The following is a 16911-nucleotide window of genomic DNA, read 5'->3' on the forward strand; positions in this document are numbered from 1 at the left end:
GGGTTCACGTCCACATCGTAATGGGAGCGGCTACTCGATATCGACGGCGTCCTGCTGGAAGGGCATATACGGCTCGATCACGGGAAAGACGAACTCGAACAGGACGTAGATGACGGCCGCGAGCAGCAGCAGCGCCAGGATGGCCCGCAGCCAGGTGGGGCCGGGCAGGATTCGCCAGATTGCGCCGTACATTACTGCGCCTCCAAGATTGCCTCGGGCATGCCCGCATCGCGCGGGATCCAGTAGTCGAGCGTCGTGTAGACGATGTAGCGCTCGCGGGTGGACATGAGCGGGTGGCACGTCGTGAGGGTCAGCATCGCCTCCGTGGCCTCCACGCCCGGCTGATGCGGCACGGGGTAGAGCACTTCGCCCGCATCGGGCAGGACGATCTCGTGGCTCTTGACCTTAAAAACCATCCACGCCTTATCCGTCTCGACGATGACCTCGTCGCCGTCTTGCAGCGTATCGATGTGCTGGAAGACGGAGCCGCGCGTCATCCGGTGCGCGGCGAGGCCCGCGTTGCCGATCTCGCCGATCGCCGACGTTTGCGGATAGTGACCGATGAGCCCGTGGTTGAGCACCTCGGAGTAGCTCAGCCCCTCCGCGATGCCGACTTTGTAGTCCGAGCCCCACCGCGGCACGTACAGCGTCGCAAAGCCCTGGTTTTTGCCGACGGGCTCGGCGGCGGGCGGCAGGTCGGTGCGGCGTTGTTCGGGCTCGACGGTCTTTTCGACGCGCGGCTGGAACTTTTCTTCGATGACGGCGACGGCCTGCTCATTGTTCGCCGATGCCTCAAAGTTGGTGTACCACATCTGCCACAGCAGGAAGAGGCCGATAAACGCGCCGGCGGTAAACAGCAGTTCGCCGATCACGAGGGTGATGATGTCGCCGGCGCTGCGCCGCCGCTTGGCGGTGCGACGTGCCCGCCGCGTCGGGGGCAGCGGGGGCGAGGTGTCGTGCGTCATCCAGTGCCTTCCAGGATCTTGGCGTAGTTCAGCTCGATTGTGCCTTCATAGGCGGGCATTGTCACGGACGCCTTGTCGGTCACGGATAGTCCGAGCCCGGCAGCGGCGACGTATTGCCGGTAAATGTGCACCTGCGGGGAGTCGTCCAGCGCTGCCTTCAGCCGCGCGGGATCGCCGATCGCCGTGATGACGTAGGGCGGGGAGAACCGTTGATCGTGCACGAGCAGCACGTTGCCGACGCAGCGCACACCGGAGGTCGCCGCGAGCCGCTGCCCCTGCACGGTCATCGCCTCCGCGCCCCCGGACCACAGCGCATTCATGACGGCCTCGACGTCCTGCTGGTGGACGACGAGCTGGTTCGGATCCCACTCGCCGGATTCGGCGATCGTCTTCGGCGCATCCCACAACTGAACCTCGAGCGCCGCGCCGGTCATCTCCTTGTCGAGGTAGCCGAAGATATTGGGCGTTTCCTCCGCGGGCGTCTCGGTCTCGCCCGCCTGCAGGATCGCTTGATCGACGCGCTCGCGCAGCGCGGAGACGGCCTTTTCCCGGCTCTCAAGCTTTTGCGTTTCGACCTGGACGAGCTCGACGAGGTTTTGCGGCGTGCGGTATTCGCGATCCTCAAAAAGTTGCGCGTTTGCGGCGAACAGCAGCCCGGCACCGACGGCGACGAGCCCCACGGACAGCGAGGAGCCCTGGGGATGCCACCACGGGTACGTGCGCTTTGTCACGCGCAACATTTCCTTTCGGCCAATTTAGGTCACGTTCTTGCTCCAGACTAAGCTAAGAGAAGTTGTCCTGCCTATCCCCGTGGAGGATGTCGTGCCGAAGTCACGCAATCGTAAGAAGCCTGGAGTAACCCCGTCCGCTACCCCGCGCAAGACCGGCGCGATCGAGTCCCCCAGTTGGTGGGCGCCGGTGATGGTGGGCCTCATGATTTTGGGCCTGGCCTGGATCGTCGTGACGTACCTGATGGGCGGGCGCTGGCCGCTTCCGATCGGCAACTGGAACCTCGCCGTCGGCATCGGCCTCATGATGTCCGGCTTCCTCATGACGATCAACTGGCGATAACGCGCGAACTGCCTACGCTGGTACGTAACAGCCCGAATCGTTGGTCCTGACAAGCTTAAAGGAGCGGCTATGCCGAACGTACCTGACATCACCCTGCGCGATGGCGCAACCATTCCCCAGCTGGGCTTCGGCGTCTGGCAGGTCGAGGACGACGTCGCCGAAACGGCCGTAGCCCAGGCCCTTTCCGACGGCTACCGCCTGATCGATACCGCCCGCATCTACGGCAACGAGGAGGGCGTCGGCCGCGCGATTGCCGCGAGCGATGTCGCCCGCGAGGATGTCTACCTCACGACGAAGCTGTGGAACAAGGACCAGGGGCGCGATAAGGCGCTGCGGGCCTTTGACGCCTCGCTTGAGCGCCTCGGCACCGATTACGTCGATCTCTACCTCATCCACTGGCCGTGCCCGAAGGATGACCTGTACGTCGAGACCTGGAAGGCGCTCATCGAGATCCGCGCTTCCGGCCGCGCCAAGTCGATTGGCGTCTCGAACTTCCTGCCGCATCACCTGCAGCGCATCATCGACGAAACCGGCGAGATCCCGGTCCTGAACCAGATCGAGCTGCACCCCTATCACCAGCGCGCGGACCTGCGCGAGCTGCACCACCAGTACGACATCGCCACCGAGGCGTGGTCCCCGCTGTCCTCCGGCCACGGTCTACTCGACGACGAGGTCGTCGCAGCGGTCGCTCAGGAAGCTGGCGTCACGCCTGCCCAGGCCGTGCTCGCCTGGCACCTCGCGATCGGCAACGTCGTCATCCCGAAGTCCGTGACGCCGGAGCGCATCACCGAGAACCTTGCCGCCGTCGACGTCGAGCTCACGCCGGACCAGATCGCCGCGATCAGCGGCCTAGAGCGCGGCGCCGCCACCGGCGCCAACCCGGACGAGGTCTACATTGATCTGTGGGGCTAAGCGCTCCCAGTAACAACGAAAACTCCCGCACCCCGCTTTCGCGGCAGGGTGCGGGAGTTTTCCACATGGTTATCCCCAATTGGGGATAATTACACGAGTGTAAGACCGACCGATGAGTACTTCACGATGACGGCCACGACGAGCGCGACGAAGACGACGGCGCTCGTGGCCCAGGCGCCCCAGTGCCACTTGCGCTGGGCGCTCGTAATGAAGCCGTAGGCCAGGATTGCCCCGGTGATGAGGCCGCCCAGGTGGGCCTGCCAGGAGATCCCGGCGACGAAGAACCCGTAGGCGAGGTTGATCGCGATGAGGATCGTGATCGCCCGCATGTCCGCCTTGGCCTTCTTGTTCAGCACGAACAGCGCACCGAACATACCGAAGATCGCGCCGGATGCGCCCACGGCCCCGGTGTACCAGTCCATGCTCGTGGTTGAGGCCAGCAGCAGCACAAAGACGGAGCCGCCGAACGCGCTCAGCAGATAGAGCAGGATGTAGCGCACCTTGCCGAGCACCGGCTCGAGCCCCTGGCCGATCATCCACAGCGCCAGCATGTTGAGCGCGAGATGCCACAGCCCGCCGTGCACGAATGCGCTCGTGATGAAGCGCCACGGCTCGTCCGGTCCGAGTGCCGGCACGAACATCAGCGCGCGCGGCAGGGCTGAGAAGATCCACGCGAGCACCTGCATGCCGACGCACAGGTAGATCAGCCACATCGTCACCGTGGTGGTGCCGGTAAAGCGGCCGACCTTGGCGCCGCCGATCGTGCGCGCGACGGGTGCGCGCTTGGAAAACTCCCGCGCGCAATCCACACACCGCACGCCGACGGGCGCCTGCACCTGGCATTTCGCGCAGGTCGGGCGTCCGCAGCGCTGGCAGGACACGTACGTCACCTGGTCCGGATGGCGCGGACACGTCGGCTGGTTCTCGGGCGAGTGCTCCCCGTAGGAGGCAGTCATAAGAGAGGTTCTTACTCCTGGTCGATGGTGATGGAGGAAATGACGACGTCACGGACGGGCCGCGACTGGTTCGTCTTGACCGCCGAGATCTTGTCGACGACCTCGCGCGAGGCCTCGTCGGTAACCTTGCCGAAGATCGTGTGCTTGCCCTGCAGCCACGGGGTGGGCACGGTCGTGATGAAGAACTGCGAGCCGTTGGTGCCACGGCCGCCGCGCTTGCCGGCGTTAGCCATGGCGAGCAGGTAGGTGTCGTTGAAGGTCAGCTCGGGGTGGATCTCGTCATCGAACATGTAGCCGGGCCCGCCGGTGCCGGTGCCCAGCGGGTCACCGCCCTGGATCATGAAGTCCGGGATGACGCGGTGGAAGATGACATCTTCGTACAGCGGGCGGTTGGTCGGCTCGCCGGTTTCCGGATCGGTCCACTCCTGCTCGCCCGTGGCGAGACCAACGAAGTTCTTGACCGTGACCGGTGCGTGGTTTTCAAGCAGCTCGACGTTGATGTCGCCTTCTGAGGTATGGATTGTCGCTCTCATGAGCTTTAGTGTTCCACGTTCGGGGCGGCTCTGCCCAGACGGCGGCCCACAGTGGGCCACCAGTGAACACCGCGGCGCACAAGCCGCGTTCCGTCAGGGCCTGCCGCCAGGACATTAGGAAGGGTTGATCCCGCTTTCCGCCAGTTCTACCAAACAAACAACCAATCCACGAAAGGTCCACGTGGGACGAATCGACGGGACAAGAAGGATGCAGAAAATGGGACCAACCCTCACCTGGGATTCTATCCCGGTAAACGGCCTTCCGGATCGGCGCGAGCCCCTGGCTGCCACCCCTTCGTCATATAGTGAAACCTCAATGGCCGTAAGATGACCAAATACGTCGAAGTCCGCACTGCGACGAACTGCGCGTGCGCGGCAAACAGGGCAAGATAGATACCAGCAGCCACGCATCACAGGCGTGGTGGGAATCAACAAGAATGAGGAGTCCCCATGGCGATCAGCTGCAAGAAGAAGAAGATCGAGAAGAAATCGGCTCTCGCCGCCAAGAGTGCGCGCTCTGCTGCCAAGGATGCGGGATCCCTGGTGTCGGAAGGCGCGAGCGACCTGACGAAGCGTGCCGCCGAGTTCTTTGGCCAGGCTCAGGATTGGGCCGAGCCGCGCGTCAAGGATGCCCTGGATTCAGGCAAGGATGCCTACGCCAAGGCCCGCAAGGAGACGGTGAAGTTCGCGGCTCCGAAGATTGAGCACGCCACGGAGGCCGTCCGCCCGCGCGTGGATCACGCTTACGAGGCCATCAGCGAGGACTACCTGCCGCGCATCCAGAAGGCCATGCACGACGCCGCGAAGGCCGCGCAGTCCGGCAAGACGCTGGACAAGAAGGCCAAGAAGGCTGGCAAGGCTGCCCGCAAGGCACTGACGACGAAGACCAAGAAGAACACCGCCGCCAAGACCTTCGGCTGGATCATCGTCGGATCCGTCGCTGCCGGCGCCGGCTACCTGCTGTGGCGTCGCACCCAGCCGATCGAGGATCCCTGGGCCGAGGAGTACTGGAACGAGGCCGAGGCCACCTCGGCACGAGCCGTGCCCCAGCACAAGGAGTCCCCGCTCGTGGAAAAGGCGAAGGAAGCCGCCGAGAACGTCAAGGAAGGCGCGAAGAAGGCTGCCGACGCGGTGGCGACCAAGGCCGAAGACCTGAAGGACAAGGCCGAGGACCTCAAGGACAAGGTCACCGGTACGGGCGAGGCCGCTGGCGCGACAGGCGTTGGCGCTCAGGGCAACGTCAAGGTCGATAAGGACGTCGCGAAGGATCTGAAGGACGCCGAGCCCGCGGGCTCGGTTTCCGCGACCCCGGCCGATGAGAAGATCGGCGAGGTTCGCAAGGATCTGAAGGACGCATCCAAGGACATCAAGGAGGCCGCCGACAAGGCTAAGGCCTCTGCCGACAAGAAGATCGACGATCTGAAGAAGTAACTCGATCAACAAGACGCAGGCGGCGGGACCAGATGGTCCCGCCGCTTCGTCGTTGCCTGGGCTAGTCGTCGACGTCGAGGCGCAGCAGCCGGTCGTCATCCGGGCCCGGATCGCCCCGACCGTCGGTGTTGTTCGTCAGCACCCAGATCTCCCCCGTGGGGCTCACCGCGACGTCGCGAAACCGCGTGTTCTCCTCGGCGAGGTAGAGCTGCTGCTTGCCCGGATCGGTGAGGTTCACGCGCCGGATCGACCGGCCGCGCAGGTTGGCGATGAAGACATCCTCGCCGCGGATCGCAATTCCGCTGGGACTCGCCTCGCTCGTCGCCCACTGGGCGACGGGATCGAGGAAGGCGCCGCCCGAATCGCCCTCGGCTTCGGGCCAGCCGTAGTTTCCGCCGGGCTCGATGCGGTTAAGTTCGTCGAACGTTGATGCGCCGAACTCCGAGGCGTACATCGTGCCGTCGGCCGTCCACGCCAGGCCCTGAACGTTGCGGTGGCCGTAGCTGTAGACGAACGAGCCGTCGAAGGGATTATCGGCCGGGCGGCTGCCATCGGGGTTGAGGCGCAGGATCTTGCCGGCAAGCGAGTCGAGATCCTGGGAGAGCTCGCGTTGGCCTGCGTCGCCGGTGCCGACGTGAAGCTTGCCGTCGGGGCCGAAGGCGATACGGCCGCCGTTATGGTTGCCCGCGGCGGGGATGCCCTCAAGGATCGTCTCCGGTTCGCTGAGGCGGAGCTGGCCACCGTCGTCCGTCAGGCCATAGCGTTGGACGCGGTTGCTGTCCTCGGCGTTTTCGGCGCTCACGGTCTGCGAGGCGCTCGGGGAGGCGGCGGGCGGGACGGGAGAGCTACAGCTCGCAACAGCGAGAGCCGCGATGAGAGCTAGCGTGCTGGCCCGGCGTTTTGGCGTCATGTTCTTCCCTCGGTTGACCCATTCCCGCCGGCTTCGGCCTTGCGGCGGATCGCGCGCGACGGCGGGAGCGAGCATGGCGCCATTGTCGCACTGATCGCGCGATCGGGGGCGGGCCGTGGTGGGATGGAGCCATGAACGAACCGAGCGTGCTCGCCATCATTCTCGCCGGCGGCAAGGGCTCGCGCCTTGGCGCACTTACCGACACGCGCGTCAAACCCGCGCTCCCGATGGGCGGCAGCTACCGGCTGATCGACGTCTCGCTCTCCAACCTCGTGCACAGCCGAATCCGCGATATTTGGCTCATCGAGCAATACCTGCCGCATTCGCTCAACGAGCATCTCTCGCACGGTCGCCCGTGGGATTTGGACCGCAATTACGGCGGTCTCATCCTCTCGCCACCGTTCGAGGGCGGACACGGCGAGGGGTTTGCGACGGGCAATTCCGATGCGCTTTACCGCCACCGCGAGCGCCTGGCCGAAGCCAGCGCCGAGCTCGTCCTCGTGCTGTCCGCTGACCAGCTCTACACGCTCGACTTCCGCGACGTCATCGCCACGCACCTCGCAGCGGACGCCGAGCTCACTATGGTGACGACGCGCGTCGCCGACGATTGCTCGCGCTATGGGGTCGTGACCGCCGATGAGGGCGGCCGCGTCACGGCCTTCGACTACAAACCCGCGGAGCCCGCGGGCAACCTCATTGCCGCCGAGATCTTCTGCTATTCGCGCACCGCCCTCGTCGACGCCCTCGATGAGCTGTTCGCCGCGCGCGGCGAACTCGGCGATTACGGCGAAGACCTTGTGCCGCATTTCGTGTCCCGCGGCAGGGCCGTCGAACACCGCATGAGCGGGTACTGGATGGACATGGGCACGCTGCAGTCCTACTGGACGGCACACCTGCAGCTCATCGACGGCGACGGCGCCATCCTCGACGCTCCCCAGTGGTCGATCTATACCGCGGCGCCGCAATTCATGCCCGCGCGCGTGGACGGCGACGTCTCGGCTTCGCTTATCGCCGCGGGCGCGTGCGTTTCTGGCACCGTCGAGCACAGCGTCATCGGCCCGGGCGCGAGCATCGAAGCCGGGGCGATCGTGCGCGATAGCGTCGTCCTCAACGGCGCCACGATCCGCGCGGGCGTCGAGCTCACCAACTGCATCGTCGACCTCGACGCGCACGTCACCGGCGGCGGGCCGCGCGGCAGCGAGGGCGTCGTCACGCTCATCGGCGCCGATGGTCTCATCGCCGAGCGCCAGCCCTTCGATACCGGCGCCGCACTCCCCCGCGGGTTCGGCGGCGCGTAGGATCCTCGGCATGCCCCGGCTGTTTCTTGGCCAGCGGCTCTTCGACGCCGCCATGGCGCCGCTCACGCTGCTGCGACGCGAGGCCCTGTTCGCGAGCCTGCTCGATACCTCGGGGGTGCGCGCCGGCGAACACGTCATCGATGCGGGCAGCGGCACCGGCTGGCTGACGCGCCGGATCGCGGCGCGTGTTGGCGAACGCGGCAGCGTCCTCGGGGTCGAGCCCAACAAGCGCTCGGTCGAGTTCTCCCAGCGGCGGCGCGACAGTAGCATCGAGCGCTACGTGCAGGGCGACATTCGAGCTCTTCCGGCCCCGACCGACGCGGCCGATCGCGTCATCTCCTCGCTCGTCGTTCACCACGTCGAGCCGGATGAACACGCGGCCACGTTCGCGGAGCTCGCGCGCGTGCTGCGTGGCGGCGGGACGCTCTTCGTCATCGAGATCGCGCGGCCGACGACGCGCTGTGCGCGCCTGGCCTTCGGGTGGCACGGCTGTGTGCGCGCCGCCCTGCCCGAGCCTCGGTTGCGCGAGCTCTCCCGCGAGGCCGGATTCATCGATGTCGCTACGGGGACGACGGCCCCCTGGGTGCGCTGGCTGCGGGCCACAAAGCCCTAGCGCCTCGACGTTAGTGCCGCAGGTAGACGACCTGCCAGCCGCGCAGCTGCCCCGCGGTGACGTCCTCGCTCGTGAGGACGACCTCGGCTCCGGCTGGCCACCACTGCTCGGGTATGTCGACGTCCTCACGCGAGAAGTTCGCGAGTGCGGTCAACTGCTCCCCCTCGAAGGTGCGTCGAACCGCCCACACCGTGGGCCGCTCGGCGTCGATGAGCGCGGGTGAGAGCAGCTCGAAGTCGCCCGCCACGAGGACGGGCAGCTCCCTGCGCAGTGCGATGAGCTCGCGGTAGAACTCGAAGACCGAGCCCGCCACGCCCACCTGCGCCGCCGCGTTGATCTCGCGCGCCGCGGGATTGAGCGCAAGCCACGGCTCACCGGTCGTGAACCCCGCGCCGGGCTCGTCGCTCCACTGCATGGGCGTGCGCGCGTTATCGCGATTCACGCGCGCAATGCCGGGCAAGAGTTCGGCGAAACTGCGTCCCTCGGCGGCCCGCGCCGCCACGTAATTCAGCACCTCGAGGTCCCGAAACTCACTCAGCTTCGTCCACGGGACATTAATCATCCCGAGTTCCTGGCCCTGGTAGACGTAGGGCGTGCCGCGGTGCGCGTGCAGCATGCCCGCGAGCGCCTTCGCGGATTTCGCCCGCCACTCCTCCGCCTCATCGCCCCACCGGCTCACTGAGCGCGGCTGGTCGTGGTTTTCGAAGTACAGCGAATTCCAGCCGACCTCGCCCATGCCCTCCTGCCACGCGGCAAGATTGCCCGCGAGGTCCGCGAGCCGCATGTCGGGCCGCTCGACGGCGAACTTATCGCCGGGATTGTTATCGAGGCCGACGTGCTCGAACTGGAAGACCATGTCGACTTCCCGCCGCGCCGGATCCGAGCATTTCAGCGCATCATCCAGCCCAATTCCGGGCGTTTCCCCGACGGTTAAGAACGTGCGATCCGGGTAGGCGTCGAAGACCTCGCGGTGCATCTCGGCCAAAAACTCGTGGAACCGCGGCCCGTTCGCGCACGCCTCGAAGCAGGAGCCGCGCCCCGTCGGCCCGACGGGCCCATCCGGCAGCCCCTTAACCTTCGAGATGAGGTTGATGACATCCATCCGGAAACCGTCTACCCCGCGCTGAAGCCACCACCGCATCATCGCGTAGATCGCCTGCCGCACCTGCGGATTCTCCCAGTTCAAATCCGGCTGCTTGCGCGAGAACAAATGCAGGTAGTACTGCCCGCTGGCCTCATCAAATTGCCACGTCGGCCCGGAGAAAAACGACTCCCAGTTATTCGGCTCGCTGCCATCGGGCTTCGGATCCCGCCAGATGTACCAATCGCGCTTGGCCGACTCGCGCCCGCTCGCCGACTCGACGAACCACGGGTGTTCATCGGAGGTGTGATTGACGACGAGATCCATGACCAGCCGGATATCGCGCTCGTGCAGCGCCGCCACCAGCTCATCGAAGTCCGCAAGCGTCCCGAAGGTTGGATCTATCGCCTGATAGTCGGAGATGTCGTAGCCATTATCGTCCTGCGGCGAAGCGTAGATCGGCGAGAGCCACACGACCCCAACGCCGAGCTCCGCCAGGTGATCGACCCGCTCGATGATGCCGCGCAGATCGCCAATGCCATCCCCGTTCGAATCCGCGAAGGAGCGCGGATAGATCTGATAGACGACGCGATCGCGCCACCACTGGTCCAGCTGCGGTTTGGTGTTCACGGCTCTACCGTAGGCATAGTTTCGCGGAAATCCCACATCTGTAGTACGAGTGTCTCAAGTCGCTAGCCGAGCCTTCATTTCGGCTGAGTAGGAAGACGAATCCCTTCAAACTGTCACCCACTACGCAGTAAATTCATCGCTTTACGGTTGAGCCAGACCGTGCTAGCTTGTCTGTTGTCTGGCGTCTGAAATTCTCGCCGCCTAACATTAGGCGCTGCTGCAACGGCCATACTTCTCGCCCTGCAGGTTTCTGCCCAGGCCGCGGACGACTATGACGCCGATCCGTTGTGGACGGGCCAAAACCCCTTCTACACCGAACAGACCCTCGCCATGGGCGGCGACGGCCTCTCCCCCAATTACCGGATCCCCGCCCTGACGGTCACCAACGAGGGCACCGTCCTCGCCTCTTACGACGGCCGTCCCACGGGCATCGACGCTCCGGGCCCCAACTCGATCCTGCAACGCGCCTCCAGCGATAACGGCGCCACCTGGGACGAGCAGACCGTCGTGAACGCCGGCAAGGCCAGCCACCCGAAGGAAGGCTATTCCGATTCGAGCTACCTCGTCGATCGCGAAACGGGCACGATCTTCAACTTCCACGTCAAGTCCTACGATCAGGGCTTCTTCGGCTCGAAGCCCGGCGTCGATCCGAGCGACCGCAACGTCCTGCACGCCGTCGTCGCCGAGTCCCATGACGACGACGCGACGGGGACGACGCGCAACATCACCGCCGACATCACGCCCGACCTCTCGGTCAAAGCGCGCTTCGCCTCCTCCGGCCAGGGCATCCAGCTAAAGTACGGCAAGTACGCCGGTCGCCTCATCCAGCAGTACGCGATCCTGCCCGCCCAGGGCAGCCCGCTCGCCGTCTCGATCTACTCCGACGATCACGGCAAGACCTGGCAGGCCGGCGAGCCCTTTGGCCCCGCGATGGACGAGAACAAGACGGTCGAGCTCTCCGATGGCACGATCATGTTGAACTCGCGCGATTTCGACGCCCAGGGCTACCGCAAGGTCGCCTACTCCACCGACGGCGGCCACACCTACGGCCCCTGGACGCTGGATAAGAACCTCATCGATCCGCGCAACAACGCCTCCATCGTGCGGGCCTACCCGAACGCCGAGGAAGGCAGCGACAAGGCCAAGGTCCTGCTGTTCTCCAACGCCGCATCCAAGACCTCGCGCAGCAATGGCACGGTCCGCGTCTCCTGCGACGACGGCCAGACCTGGCCGGTGTCCAAGGTCTTTACCACGGGCGCAATGGCGTACTCGACGCTCGCGACCCTGCCCGACGGCACCATCGGCATGCTGTGGGAACCGGGGCATAACGGCATCGTCTTCTCCAAGTTCAACATGGCCTGGCTCGAGGGCGTCTGCGCCCCGATGACCGCCGACGAAACGACGATCGAGCGCGGCACCTCCGAAACGGTCGAGGTCACGCTGCAAAACCAGCTCGGCCCGGTCCTGAAGATCGGTTCGATCACCGCGGACGCCCTCGAGCGCTGGAGCGTCGACTTCGATGCCCCCAAGCGCGTGCAGCCGCACCGCTCCACGAGCTTCGACGTGAGCATCACCGTGCCCGCGAGCGCCACCGGCGGAACCTACGAAATCCCGCTCACGCTCACGACCAACAAGGGCCGCACCTCCCAGGGCATCCTGACGGTCATCGTGCCACGGAACGCCGACGAGGTCGATGGCCGGATTTCGGTCAAGGCGACGCACACGAACCCGAAGTCGGGCCCGTACGCGGTCGGCGACGTCCTGCGCTTCAACTTCGAGGTCACCAACCTCTCCAGCGCCACCACCACGGTCGTGCCGACGGGCAACCTGGAGAACCTCGACCCGAATAACGCGCGGCAGAACTGCCGCTACCGTCAGCTCGGCGGCAACGCGTCCTACACCTGCACCTTCCCCTTCCACGTGGTGACGCAGGCGGACCTCGACGCGGGTTCCTTCACCCCGAACACGAGCTGGGTCTCGACCTCCGGTAGCGACGTCACGACGGTGAATCTGTCCGAACCCACGGTGACGCTCAAGTAGCCTCGCCCCAACCGGCCGCCGCCCCAGTCTCCCGGGGCGGCGGCCCTACAACACCAGAGCCATGGCCGACCTCGTCACCAAGGCGACGCGTCAGGGGTGAGCCGGCTGGTCTAGCAGCGCCTTCAGCACCTCCGGGTCCTGCAGCTCCATCCACGCGATGACGTCCTGGTAGGTCGTGCAGTAGGTCGCCTCCTTGCCGCACGTGTCCGCCATAAAGGAGGCCACGGCCGGATTGAAGGCGTTGCCTGACCAGTTATTGAAATGGTTGCCGATGACGAGCGGTGCCCGGTTACCGCCGAACGCCTGCTCATACATGTAGTCATAGGTCTCGCGCGCGGCGCGCGTCATCTCCGCCGTCTTGGACTTATCGTCCTTGCCGCCGTTGACCTTGATCCAGAAGTTGTAATCCATCGCCATGACGGTCGGCGACTTATAACCCGGTTTGTCGAAGGCCGGAGAGTTCACGACGGGCATCTGGAACTCCCAGATCCCGTCGATCTTTTCCGGCCACGACAGCCCATTGGACAGCACCATCGACGTGTCATAGGTGAAGCCGACATCCTTCCACGCCGGGATCATCGCCTCGAGCTTTCCCTCCAGGCACGGCGTGCGACCACCCTTGATGTGCTCGACGGGCACCTTCAGCTCCGGAAACGAGTCGTCGTAGCCGTTGATCGCCTTGTGCTCGGTGAGGAACTTCTTGAACTGCCCGATCTCATTCTTCCAATCGGCGGTGGACCAGTCATTGCCCGAGGGGCCGGCCCCGGCACAGAAGTGGCCGTTATAGTGCGTGCCGATTTCATGGCCCGCGGCGTACGCCTCGTTCAGGTCAATGACGAGCGTCGCGATCCGCTGCGCATCGCCACCGAATCCCACCGACGACTTGCCGGCCTTGTGCCCCGGCCCCTGGTAGGCGGTCTTATGCTGGTCGTCGATGAAATACGTGCCCGTCACGAACCCGACGAAGCGGGCGTCGGTCTTTTTGGCGACGGCCATGAACTCTTGCCACTTGGCGTGTGAGCCCGCGCCATCGAATGACACGATGATGAACTGCGGCGCCTTCTCTCCCGGTTTCAGCTTCTCCATTGGGACGTTGCTTGCCTTGCGGCCCGGCGGATTGGGCGTCGCGGTGGACTGCTCCGACGTGGTCGGGCTCGGATCGGGCGATGCCGACTCGGTAGATGATGCGGAGGGCACCGGCGTCGTCTCCGCCGGCGAGCTATCGCTCGGCGCCGGATTGCTGGGTGTACAGGCTGCGATCGCCAGGGAGAGACAGGCACTGGCCGCTGCGGTGCGGGTCGATCGATTCATGGTGGAACTCCCTGTCGTCCATCGATTACTCGACCCTACTCCGCATTGAGGAGATGTCACGGCCTCTGCGGGGCGCGCGCATCAATCGAAAAATCCGACGCACACTCATCAAGCCCACGGTGGTGAGGCAGCGAAAACAACTGACGTGGCACCGCTTGAGACAATGACACCGTGGGGTACAACCAAGAGTGGCATGCGCAAGTGGCTCCTGTGGTGCAGCACGTCGAGCGAACGAAACCTGGCGATGTTCTAGGGCTCTACGTATTCGGCTCAGCTGTATCGAGTGGGTTTGCGACCGGACAGCGACATTGACTTACTCATGATCACTAGGCGTTCGCTGTCTCGCGCTGAACGGCGTGATGTAGTGAATCTTCTCCTTGCCTGCTCCGGATGGCGCGGTCATGCTGCGCGTTTCCCTGAAACCCAAGATCGGCGTCCGATTGAACTAACCAGCGTGGTGTGAGCGGAGACCGTGAATTGGGAGGATGTCCCGGTACGCGATTTTCAATATGGTGAGTGGCTGCGGCATCACTATGTCGAAGGCGAACTCCCGGTCCCATCGACTGATCCGGATGTCACCGTGCTGATAGCTACCGCGCAGCAAGCTAACCAAGTGTTGCTAGGTCCGCCTCTGACATCATTACTGCCCACAGTTCCGACTCAGGTCCTGCGTCGTGCTGTAGCCGATTGTGTCGAGGAGGTCGTGGCCGGGGTCGAAGGAGACGAGTGCAATGTTCTCCTTACTCTTGCGCGAATTCTGGTGACACTCGAAACCGGAAAGATCGTTCCGAAAGATGAGGCGGTGGGCCAGATCGGAGCGATGCTCTCGGATGCGGACCGTGCTGTGTTGGAGCGCGCTCGAGACCGCTACCTCGGAATTGATGGTGTTCGGTGGACTGTGGGAACTGAGGCCAGCACTGAGCCAGCGCATCGGCTCGCAAAGATGGCCTCGCGCTACGTTGTTGAATGACAGGGGCAATGACATGGACCAGGGGCCAAGCACGCCCTGCTCTCGAGACCAGCTCCAATGCGCCCATCATTCTCACGCAGACAAACCTGTGGCAATCTGCATCGCAAGGCAGCCCCGAAGCAGAAGAGTCCCTTACGGCAAGAGTGCCTTTATTCCGTTAGCAAGGATCTCTTGCGGACTGATGTGGTGCGTCGCGTGGAGTCGCGCGTACGTGGGGGCTTGCTCAGGGTCGATAGTGACTCGCTTTTCGTCGGGTGCCATGGGTGCGGTCAGGGAAGAACCGATCACCAGGTTGGACAATCGGTAGGCGGTTCCCAGCGGATCCGGCGCGCCCGCTTGTTCGAGCAGGACGCACATCCGCTCGGATAGGGCCAGGTAGGCGGGGCCCCTGGGTGCGCGCATGCCAATGACCAGACCGGCCCAGCGGTGGGTGGTGAGGTGCGCGAAGAAGGCTTGCATCAGGGAGGGCAGGTCGGCCTTGCGGATCGCCTCGGACATCAAGGGATCGTCTGCGAGCGCTGTGTCGAGAGCGAGGTCAAACAGATCGTCGACTGATTCCACGCGCGAGTAGAGGCTAGCTGGGGCGACACCGACCTGTTGCGCCACGGATCGCAGAGTGAGGGCCCTTAATCCGCCTTCGTCCAGCAGTCTCACGGACGCCCTCGCAACCTTCACGATGTCCACTGCACGGAGACGTTGCACAGGTTTGCAGTGTTCCCAGTAGCTCACCGCACCACCCTAACCGAACATGCTTCAGTTAGCTATCCAATCTATGTTAGGTTAAGAGGATGCTGGATGCCACCACCCTCCCAATCACCTTTAAGAACACTCGCCTACGTCCCCTGTCCGCGCTGGACGCGGAAGCATATGCAGCCGGCACCAAGGACGAGGCTGTGCGGCAGTTTGGTCACCTGCCCAAACCGGAATACAGCCCCGAGTCCGTGCGGCGGATGATCCAAGACGAGGTCGCAGCAGGTCTGTCATCGGGTAGGTTGGCAGTCCTCGCAGTTGCCGATGCAGAGACGGACCGGTTCGTAGGGTCCGTGGTGCTTTTCGGCGTCAGCTCCGAGGCTGCGGAGGTCGGGTTCTGGATTCATCCCGATGCACGGGGAGCAGGGCATGCTCGTCGAGCGTTGGAACTGGCATCGCGTTTTGCAGACAACAGTGGTCTTCGATTCCTGACTGCACGCACGCTCCCGGAGAACCGAGCCTCGCAGCGCTGCTTGACGGCCGCGGGGTTCTGTTTGGTTGAGCAACGCGTCGGGACTACGCCTGCAGGACACTCCGAGGAGTTGTTCCACTACCGACGCGACCTTGCGCCTACCGTTCAGTGGCCCTTGGCGACGGAGCGATTGCGCCTCCGTCTGCATAACGCAGACGATGCCGGATGGCTTCACGAGCTGTACTCGCAACCAGATGTTGCCCGTTACCTGCTGGACGAACCGTGGACCGCGGAAGTCGCCCGTGACAAGCTCGCCGAGCGCCTGGGCAAGACCGGCCTCGATGGTGAGAGTGGTTCGCTTGCGCTGGTCATCGAGCTTGAGGGCATCGCGATCGGGGATGTAGTTCTGTGGCTCACCAATGACAAGCACAACCAAGGCGAAATTGGGTGGGTCCTCGACCCGACACACGGTGGACGAGGTTTCGCCAGCGAGGCTGTGCAGGCAGTGCTCGCTCTCGGGTTCGACCACTACAAGCTTCACCGCATCACCGCACAGATGGATGCTCGCAATAGCGCCTCCGCAGCACTGGCCAGGCGCCTAGGAATGCGGCTCGAAGCACATCACGTTCAGGACTGTTTTAGTAAGGGCGAATGGACCGACACCCTCGTCTATGCGCGACTTGCTTCTGAGAACGCGCGCGGGTTACCGGCCAAAACGTGTTGCTTAAGATCGGAGTTTGCCGCGTTGTGGTGCGGGAAAGTCGGGGTGATTAGCTCGAAATGAGCTAATCCCGGCGGGTTGTTGACATCGGCCTGGTTGTGTGCGGGTCAACTTGACCGGTGCGAACCAAGTCCCCCAAAGCTCGTAAGTGTCAGATCTGTTTCCAGCCGATGCGTAAATACGGACGCAGCGCGGCCGGGGCTCAGCGATGGAGATGCAACTATTGCGGGGCCACGGTTTGCTTCCGTCGCGAGGATCAAACACAGCAAGCTACCTTCGCCGCGTTCATCGATTATGTGCTCGGTAA

Annotated in this window: 17 protein-coding genes; 8 read left to right on the forward strand and 9 right to left on the reverse strand. The window is 64.3% G+C overall.

What is annotated here, in order from left to right:
* Positions 1–30: 30 nt before the first annotated feature.
* Genes BLU67_RS12275 through BLU67_RS08690 form a run of 3 tightly spaced genes read right to left on the reverse strand, consistent with a single transcriptional unit; the run spans position 31 to position 1696 of the window.
* Positions 31–192 carry a hypothetical protein gene (locus tag BLU67_RS12275; protein ID WP_092565037.1) on the reverse strand — a complete coding sequence of 54 codons (162 nt, stop codon included), beginning with the start codon at positions 190–192 and terminating at the stop codon, positions 31–33.
* Positions 192–965 (reverse strand): class E sortase, encoded by a 774-nt coding sequence (locus BLU67_RS08685; protein ID WP_092565039.1) that lies wholly within the window; start codon positions 963–965, stop codon positions 192–194. Before BLU67_RS08685 ends, BLU67_RS12275 begins: the two co-directional genes overlap by 1 nt.
* Positions 962–1696, reverse strand: a complete 735-nt coding sequence (locus BLU67_RS08690) for a DUF881 domain-containing protein (protein ID WP_176780757.1) — start codon at positions 1694–1696, stop codon at positions 962–964. Before BLU67_RS08690 ends, BLU67_RS08685 begins: the two co-directional genes overlap by 4 nt.
* Positions 1697–1787: 91 nt before the next feature.
* Between BLU67_RS08690 and BLU67_RS08695 the strand changes: the two genes are divergently transcribed.
* Both BLU67_RS08695 and BLU67_RS08700 read left to right on the forward strand, forming a co-directional pair.
* On the forward strand, positions 1788–2036 hold the full coding sequence (locus BLU67_RS08695) for a cell division protein CrgA (RefSeq protein WP_092565077.1): 249 nt from the start codon (positions 1788–1790) through the stop codon (positions 2034–2036).
* A 69-nt stretch (positions 2037–2105) separates the two neighbouring features.
* Positions 2106–2948 carry an aldo/keto reductase gene (locus BLU67_RS08700; protein WP_092565044.1) on the forward strand — a complete coding sequence of 281 codons (843 nt, stop codon included), beginning with the start codon at positions 2106–2108 and terminating at the stop codon, positions 2946–2948.
* 89 nt (positions 2949–3037) lie between these two features.
* Here the strand turns inward: BLU67_RS08700 and BLU67_RS08705 are convergent, their stop codons facing one another.
* Entirely contained in the window at positions 3038–3904 is an 867-nt protein-coding gene (locus BLU67_RS08705; RefSeq protein ID WP_092565046.1) for a rhomboid family intramembrane serine protease, read from the reverse strand.
* Positions 3905–3915: 11 nt separating this feature from the next.
* Positions 3916–4437, reverse strand: a complete 522-nt coding sequence (locus tag BLU67_RS08710) for a peptidylprolyl isomerase (RefSeq protein ID WP_092565049.1) — start codon at positions 4435–4437, stop codon at positions 3916–3918.
* Between the two features lie 450 nt (positions 4438–4887).
* On the opposite strand from BLU67_RS08710, the gene BLU67_RS08715 reads away from it, so the two are divergent.
* Positions 4888–5868: a hypothetical protein gene (locus tag BLU67_RS08715; RefSeq protein ID WP_092565051.1), complete on the forward strand. Its 981-nt coding sequence runs from the start codon at positions 4888–4890 to the stop codon at positions 5866–5868.
* A 61-nt stretch (positions 5869–5929) separates the two neighbouring features.
* On the opposite strand, the gene BLU67_RS08720 is transcribed toward BLU67_RS08715, so the two are convergent.
* Entirely contained in the window at positions 5930–6853 is a 924-nt protein-coding gene (locus tag BLU67_RS08720; RefSeq protein ID WP_092565053.1) for a PQQ-dependent sugar dehydrogenase, read from the reverse strand.
* Between the two features lie 56 nt (positions 6854–6909).
* On the opposite strand from BLU67_RS08720, the gene BLU67_RS08725 reads away from it, so the two are divergent.
* Positions 6910–8076 carry a glucose-1-phosphate adenylyltransferase family protein gene (locus BLU67_RS08725; RefSeq protein WP_092565055.1) on the forward strand — a complete coding sequence of 389 codons (1167 nt, stop codon included), beginning with the start codon at positions 6910–6912 and terminating at the stop codon, positions 8074–8076.
* Between the two features lie 10 nt (positions 8077–8086).
* Positions 8087–8689, forward strand: a complete 603-nt coding sequence (locus tag BLU67_RS08730; RefSeq protein WP_176780758.1) for a class I SAM-dependent methyltransferase — start codon at positions 8087–8089, stop codon at positions 8687–8689.
* 10 nt (positions 8690–8699) lie between these two features.
* On the opposite strand, the gene BLU67_RS08735 is transcribed toward BLU67_RS08730, so the two are convergent.
* The gene (locus BLU67_RS08735; protein WP_176780759.1) at positions 8700–10400 is read right to left on the reverse strand and encodes an alpha-glucosidase; all 1701 of its coding nucleotides are present in this window, start codon (positions 10398–10400) and stop codon (positions 8700–8702) included.
* 285 nt (positions 10401–10685) lie between these two features.
* Between BLU67_RS08735 and BLU67_RS08740 the strand changes: the two genes are divergently transcribed.
* Complete coding sequence (locus tag BLU67_RS08740) at positions 10686–12440, forward strand: sialidase family protein (RefSeq protein WP_092565059.1); 1755 nt, start codon at positions 10686–10688, stop codon at positions 12438–12440.
* A gap of 90 nt (positions 12441–12530) precedes the next feature.
* On the opposite strand, the gene BLU67_RS08745 is transcribed toward BLU67_RS08740, so the two are convergent.
* A complete protein-coding gene (locus BLU67_RS08745; RefSeq protein ID WP_092565061.1) occupies positions 12531–13751 on the reverse strand; it encodes a polysaccharide deacetylase family protein in 1221 nt (406 codons plus the stop codon).
* A gap of 472 nt (positions 13752–14223) precedes the next feature.
* On the opposite strand from BLU67_RS08745, the gene BLU67_RS08750 reads away from it, so the two are divergent.
* Positions 14224–14721, forward strand: coding sequence for an aminoglycoside adenylyltransferase domain-containing protein (locus tag BLU67_RS08750; RefSeq protein WP_092565063.1), 498 nt, complete (start codon positions 14224–14226; stop codon positions 14719–14721).
* 132 nt (positions 14722–14853) lie between these two features.
* On the opposite strand, the gene BLU67_RS08755 is transcribed toward BLU67_RS08750, so the two are convergent.
* Positions 14854–15450: a TetR/AcrR family transcriptional regulator gene (locus tag BLU67_RS08755; RefSeq protein WP_315971784.1), complete on the reverse strand. Its 597-nt coding sequence runs from the start codon at positions 15448–15450 to the stop codon at positions 14854–14856.
* A gap of 59 nt (positions 15451–15509) precedes the next feature.
* On the opposite strand from BLU67_RS08755, the gene BLU67_RS08760 reads away from it, so the two are divergent.
* Positions 15510–16667 (forward strand): GNAT family N-acetyltransferase, encoded by a 1158-nt coding sequence (locus BLU67_RS08760; protein WP_092565065.1) that lies wholly within the window; start codon positions 15510–15512, stop codon positions 16665–16667.
* Positions 16668–16911 lie beyond the last annotated feature (244 nt).

It is taken from the genome of Bowdeniella nasicola (assembly GCF_900107735.1).
Taxonomy (GTDB): domain Bacteria; phylum Actinomycetota; class Actinomycetes; order Actinomycetales; family Actinomycetaceae; genus Bowdeniella; species Bowdeniella massiliensis.

What these genes read in the sequence shown, in the direction of transcription:
- BLU67_RS08760 (WP_092565065.1), top strand. Translation starts at nt 15,510, where the DNA reads ATGCTGGATGCCACCACCCTCCCAATCACCTTTAAGAACACTCGCCTA.
- BLU67_RS08705 (WP_092565046.1), bottom strand. Translation starts at nt 3,904, where the DNA reads ATGACTGCCTCCTACGGGGAGCACTCGCCCGAGAACCAGCCGACGTGT.
- BLU67_RS08715 (WP_092565051.1), top strand. Translation starts at nt 4,888, where the DNA reads ATGGCGATCAGCTGCAAGAAGAAGAAGATCGAGAAGAAATCGGCTCTC.
- BLU67_RS08685 (WP_092565039.1), bottom strand. Translation starts at nt 965, where the DNA reads ATGACGCACGACACCTCGCCCCCGCTGCCCCCGACGCGGCGGGCACGT.
- BLU67_RS08745 (WP_092565061.1), bottom strand. Translation starts at nt 13,751, where the DNA reads ATGAATCGATCGACCCGCACCGCAGCGGCCAGTGCCTGTCTCTCCCTG.
- BLU67_RS08710 (WP_092565049.1), bottom strand. Translation starts at nt 4,437, where the DNA reads ATGAGAGCGACAATCCATACCTCAGAAGGCGACATCAACGTCGAGCTG.
- BLU67_RS08700 (WP_092565044.1), top strand. Translation starts at nt 2,106, where the DNA reads ATGCCGAACGTACCTGACATCACCCTGCGCGATGGCGCAACCATTCCC.
- BLU67_RS08720 (WP_092565053.1), bottom strand. Translation starts at nt 6,853, where the DNA reads ATGCTCGCTCCCGCCGTCGCGCGCGATCCGCCGCAAGGCCGAAGCCGG.
- BLU67_RS08730 (WP_176780758.1), top strand. Translation starts at nt 8,087, where the DNA reads ATGCCCCGGCTGTTTCTTGGCCAGCGGCTCTTCGACGCCGCCATGGCG.
- BLU67_RS08725 (WP_092565055.1), top strand. Translation starts at nt 6,910, where the DNA reads ATGAACGAACCGAGCGTGCTCGCCATCATTCTCGCCGGCGGCAAGGGC.
- BLU67_RS12275 (WP_092565037.1), bottom strand. Translation starts at nt 192, where the DNA reads ATGTACGGCGCAATCTGGCGAATCCTGCCCGGCCCCACCTGGCTGCGG.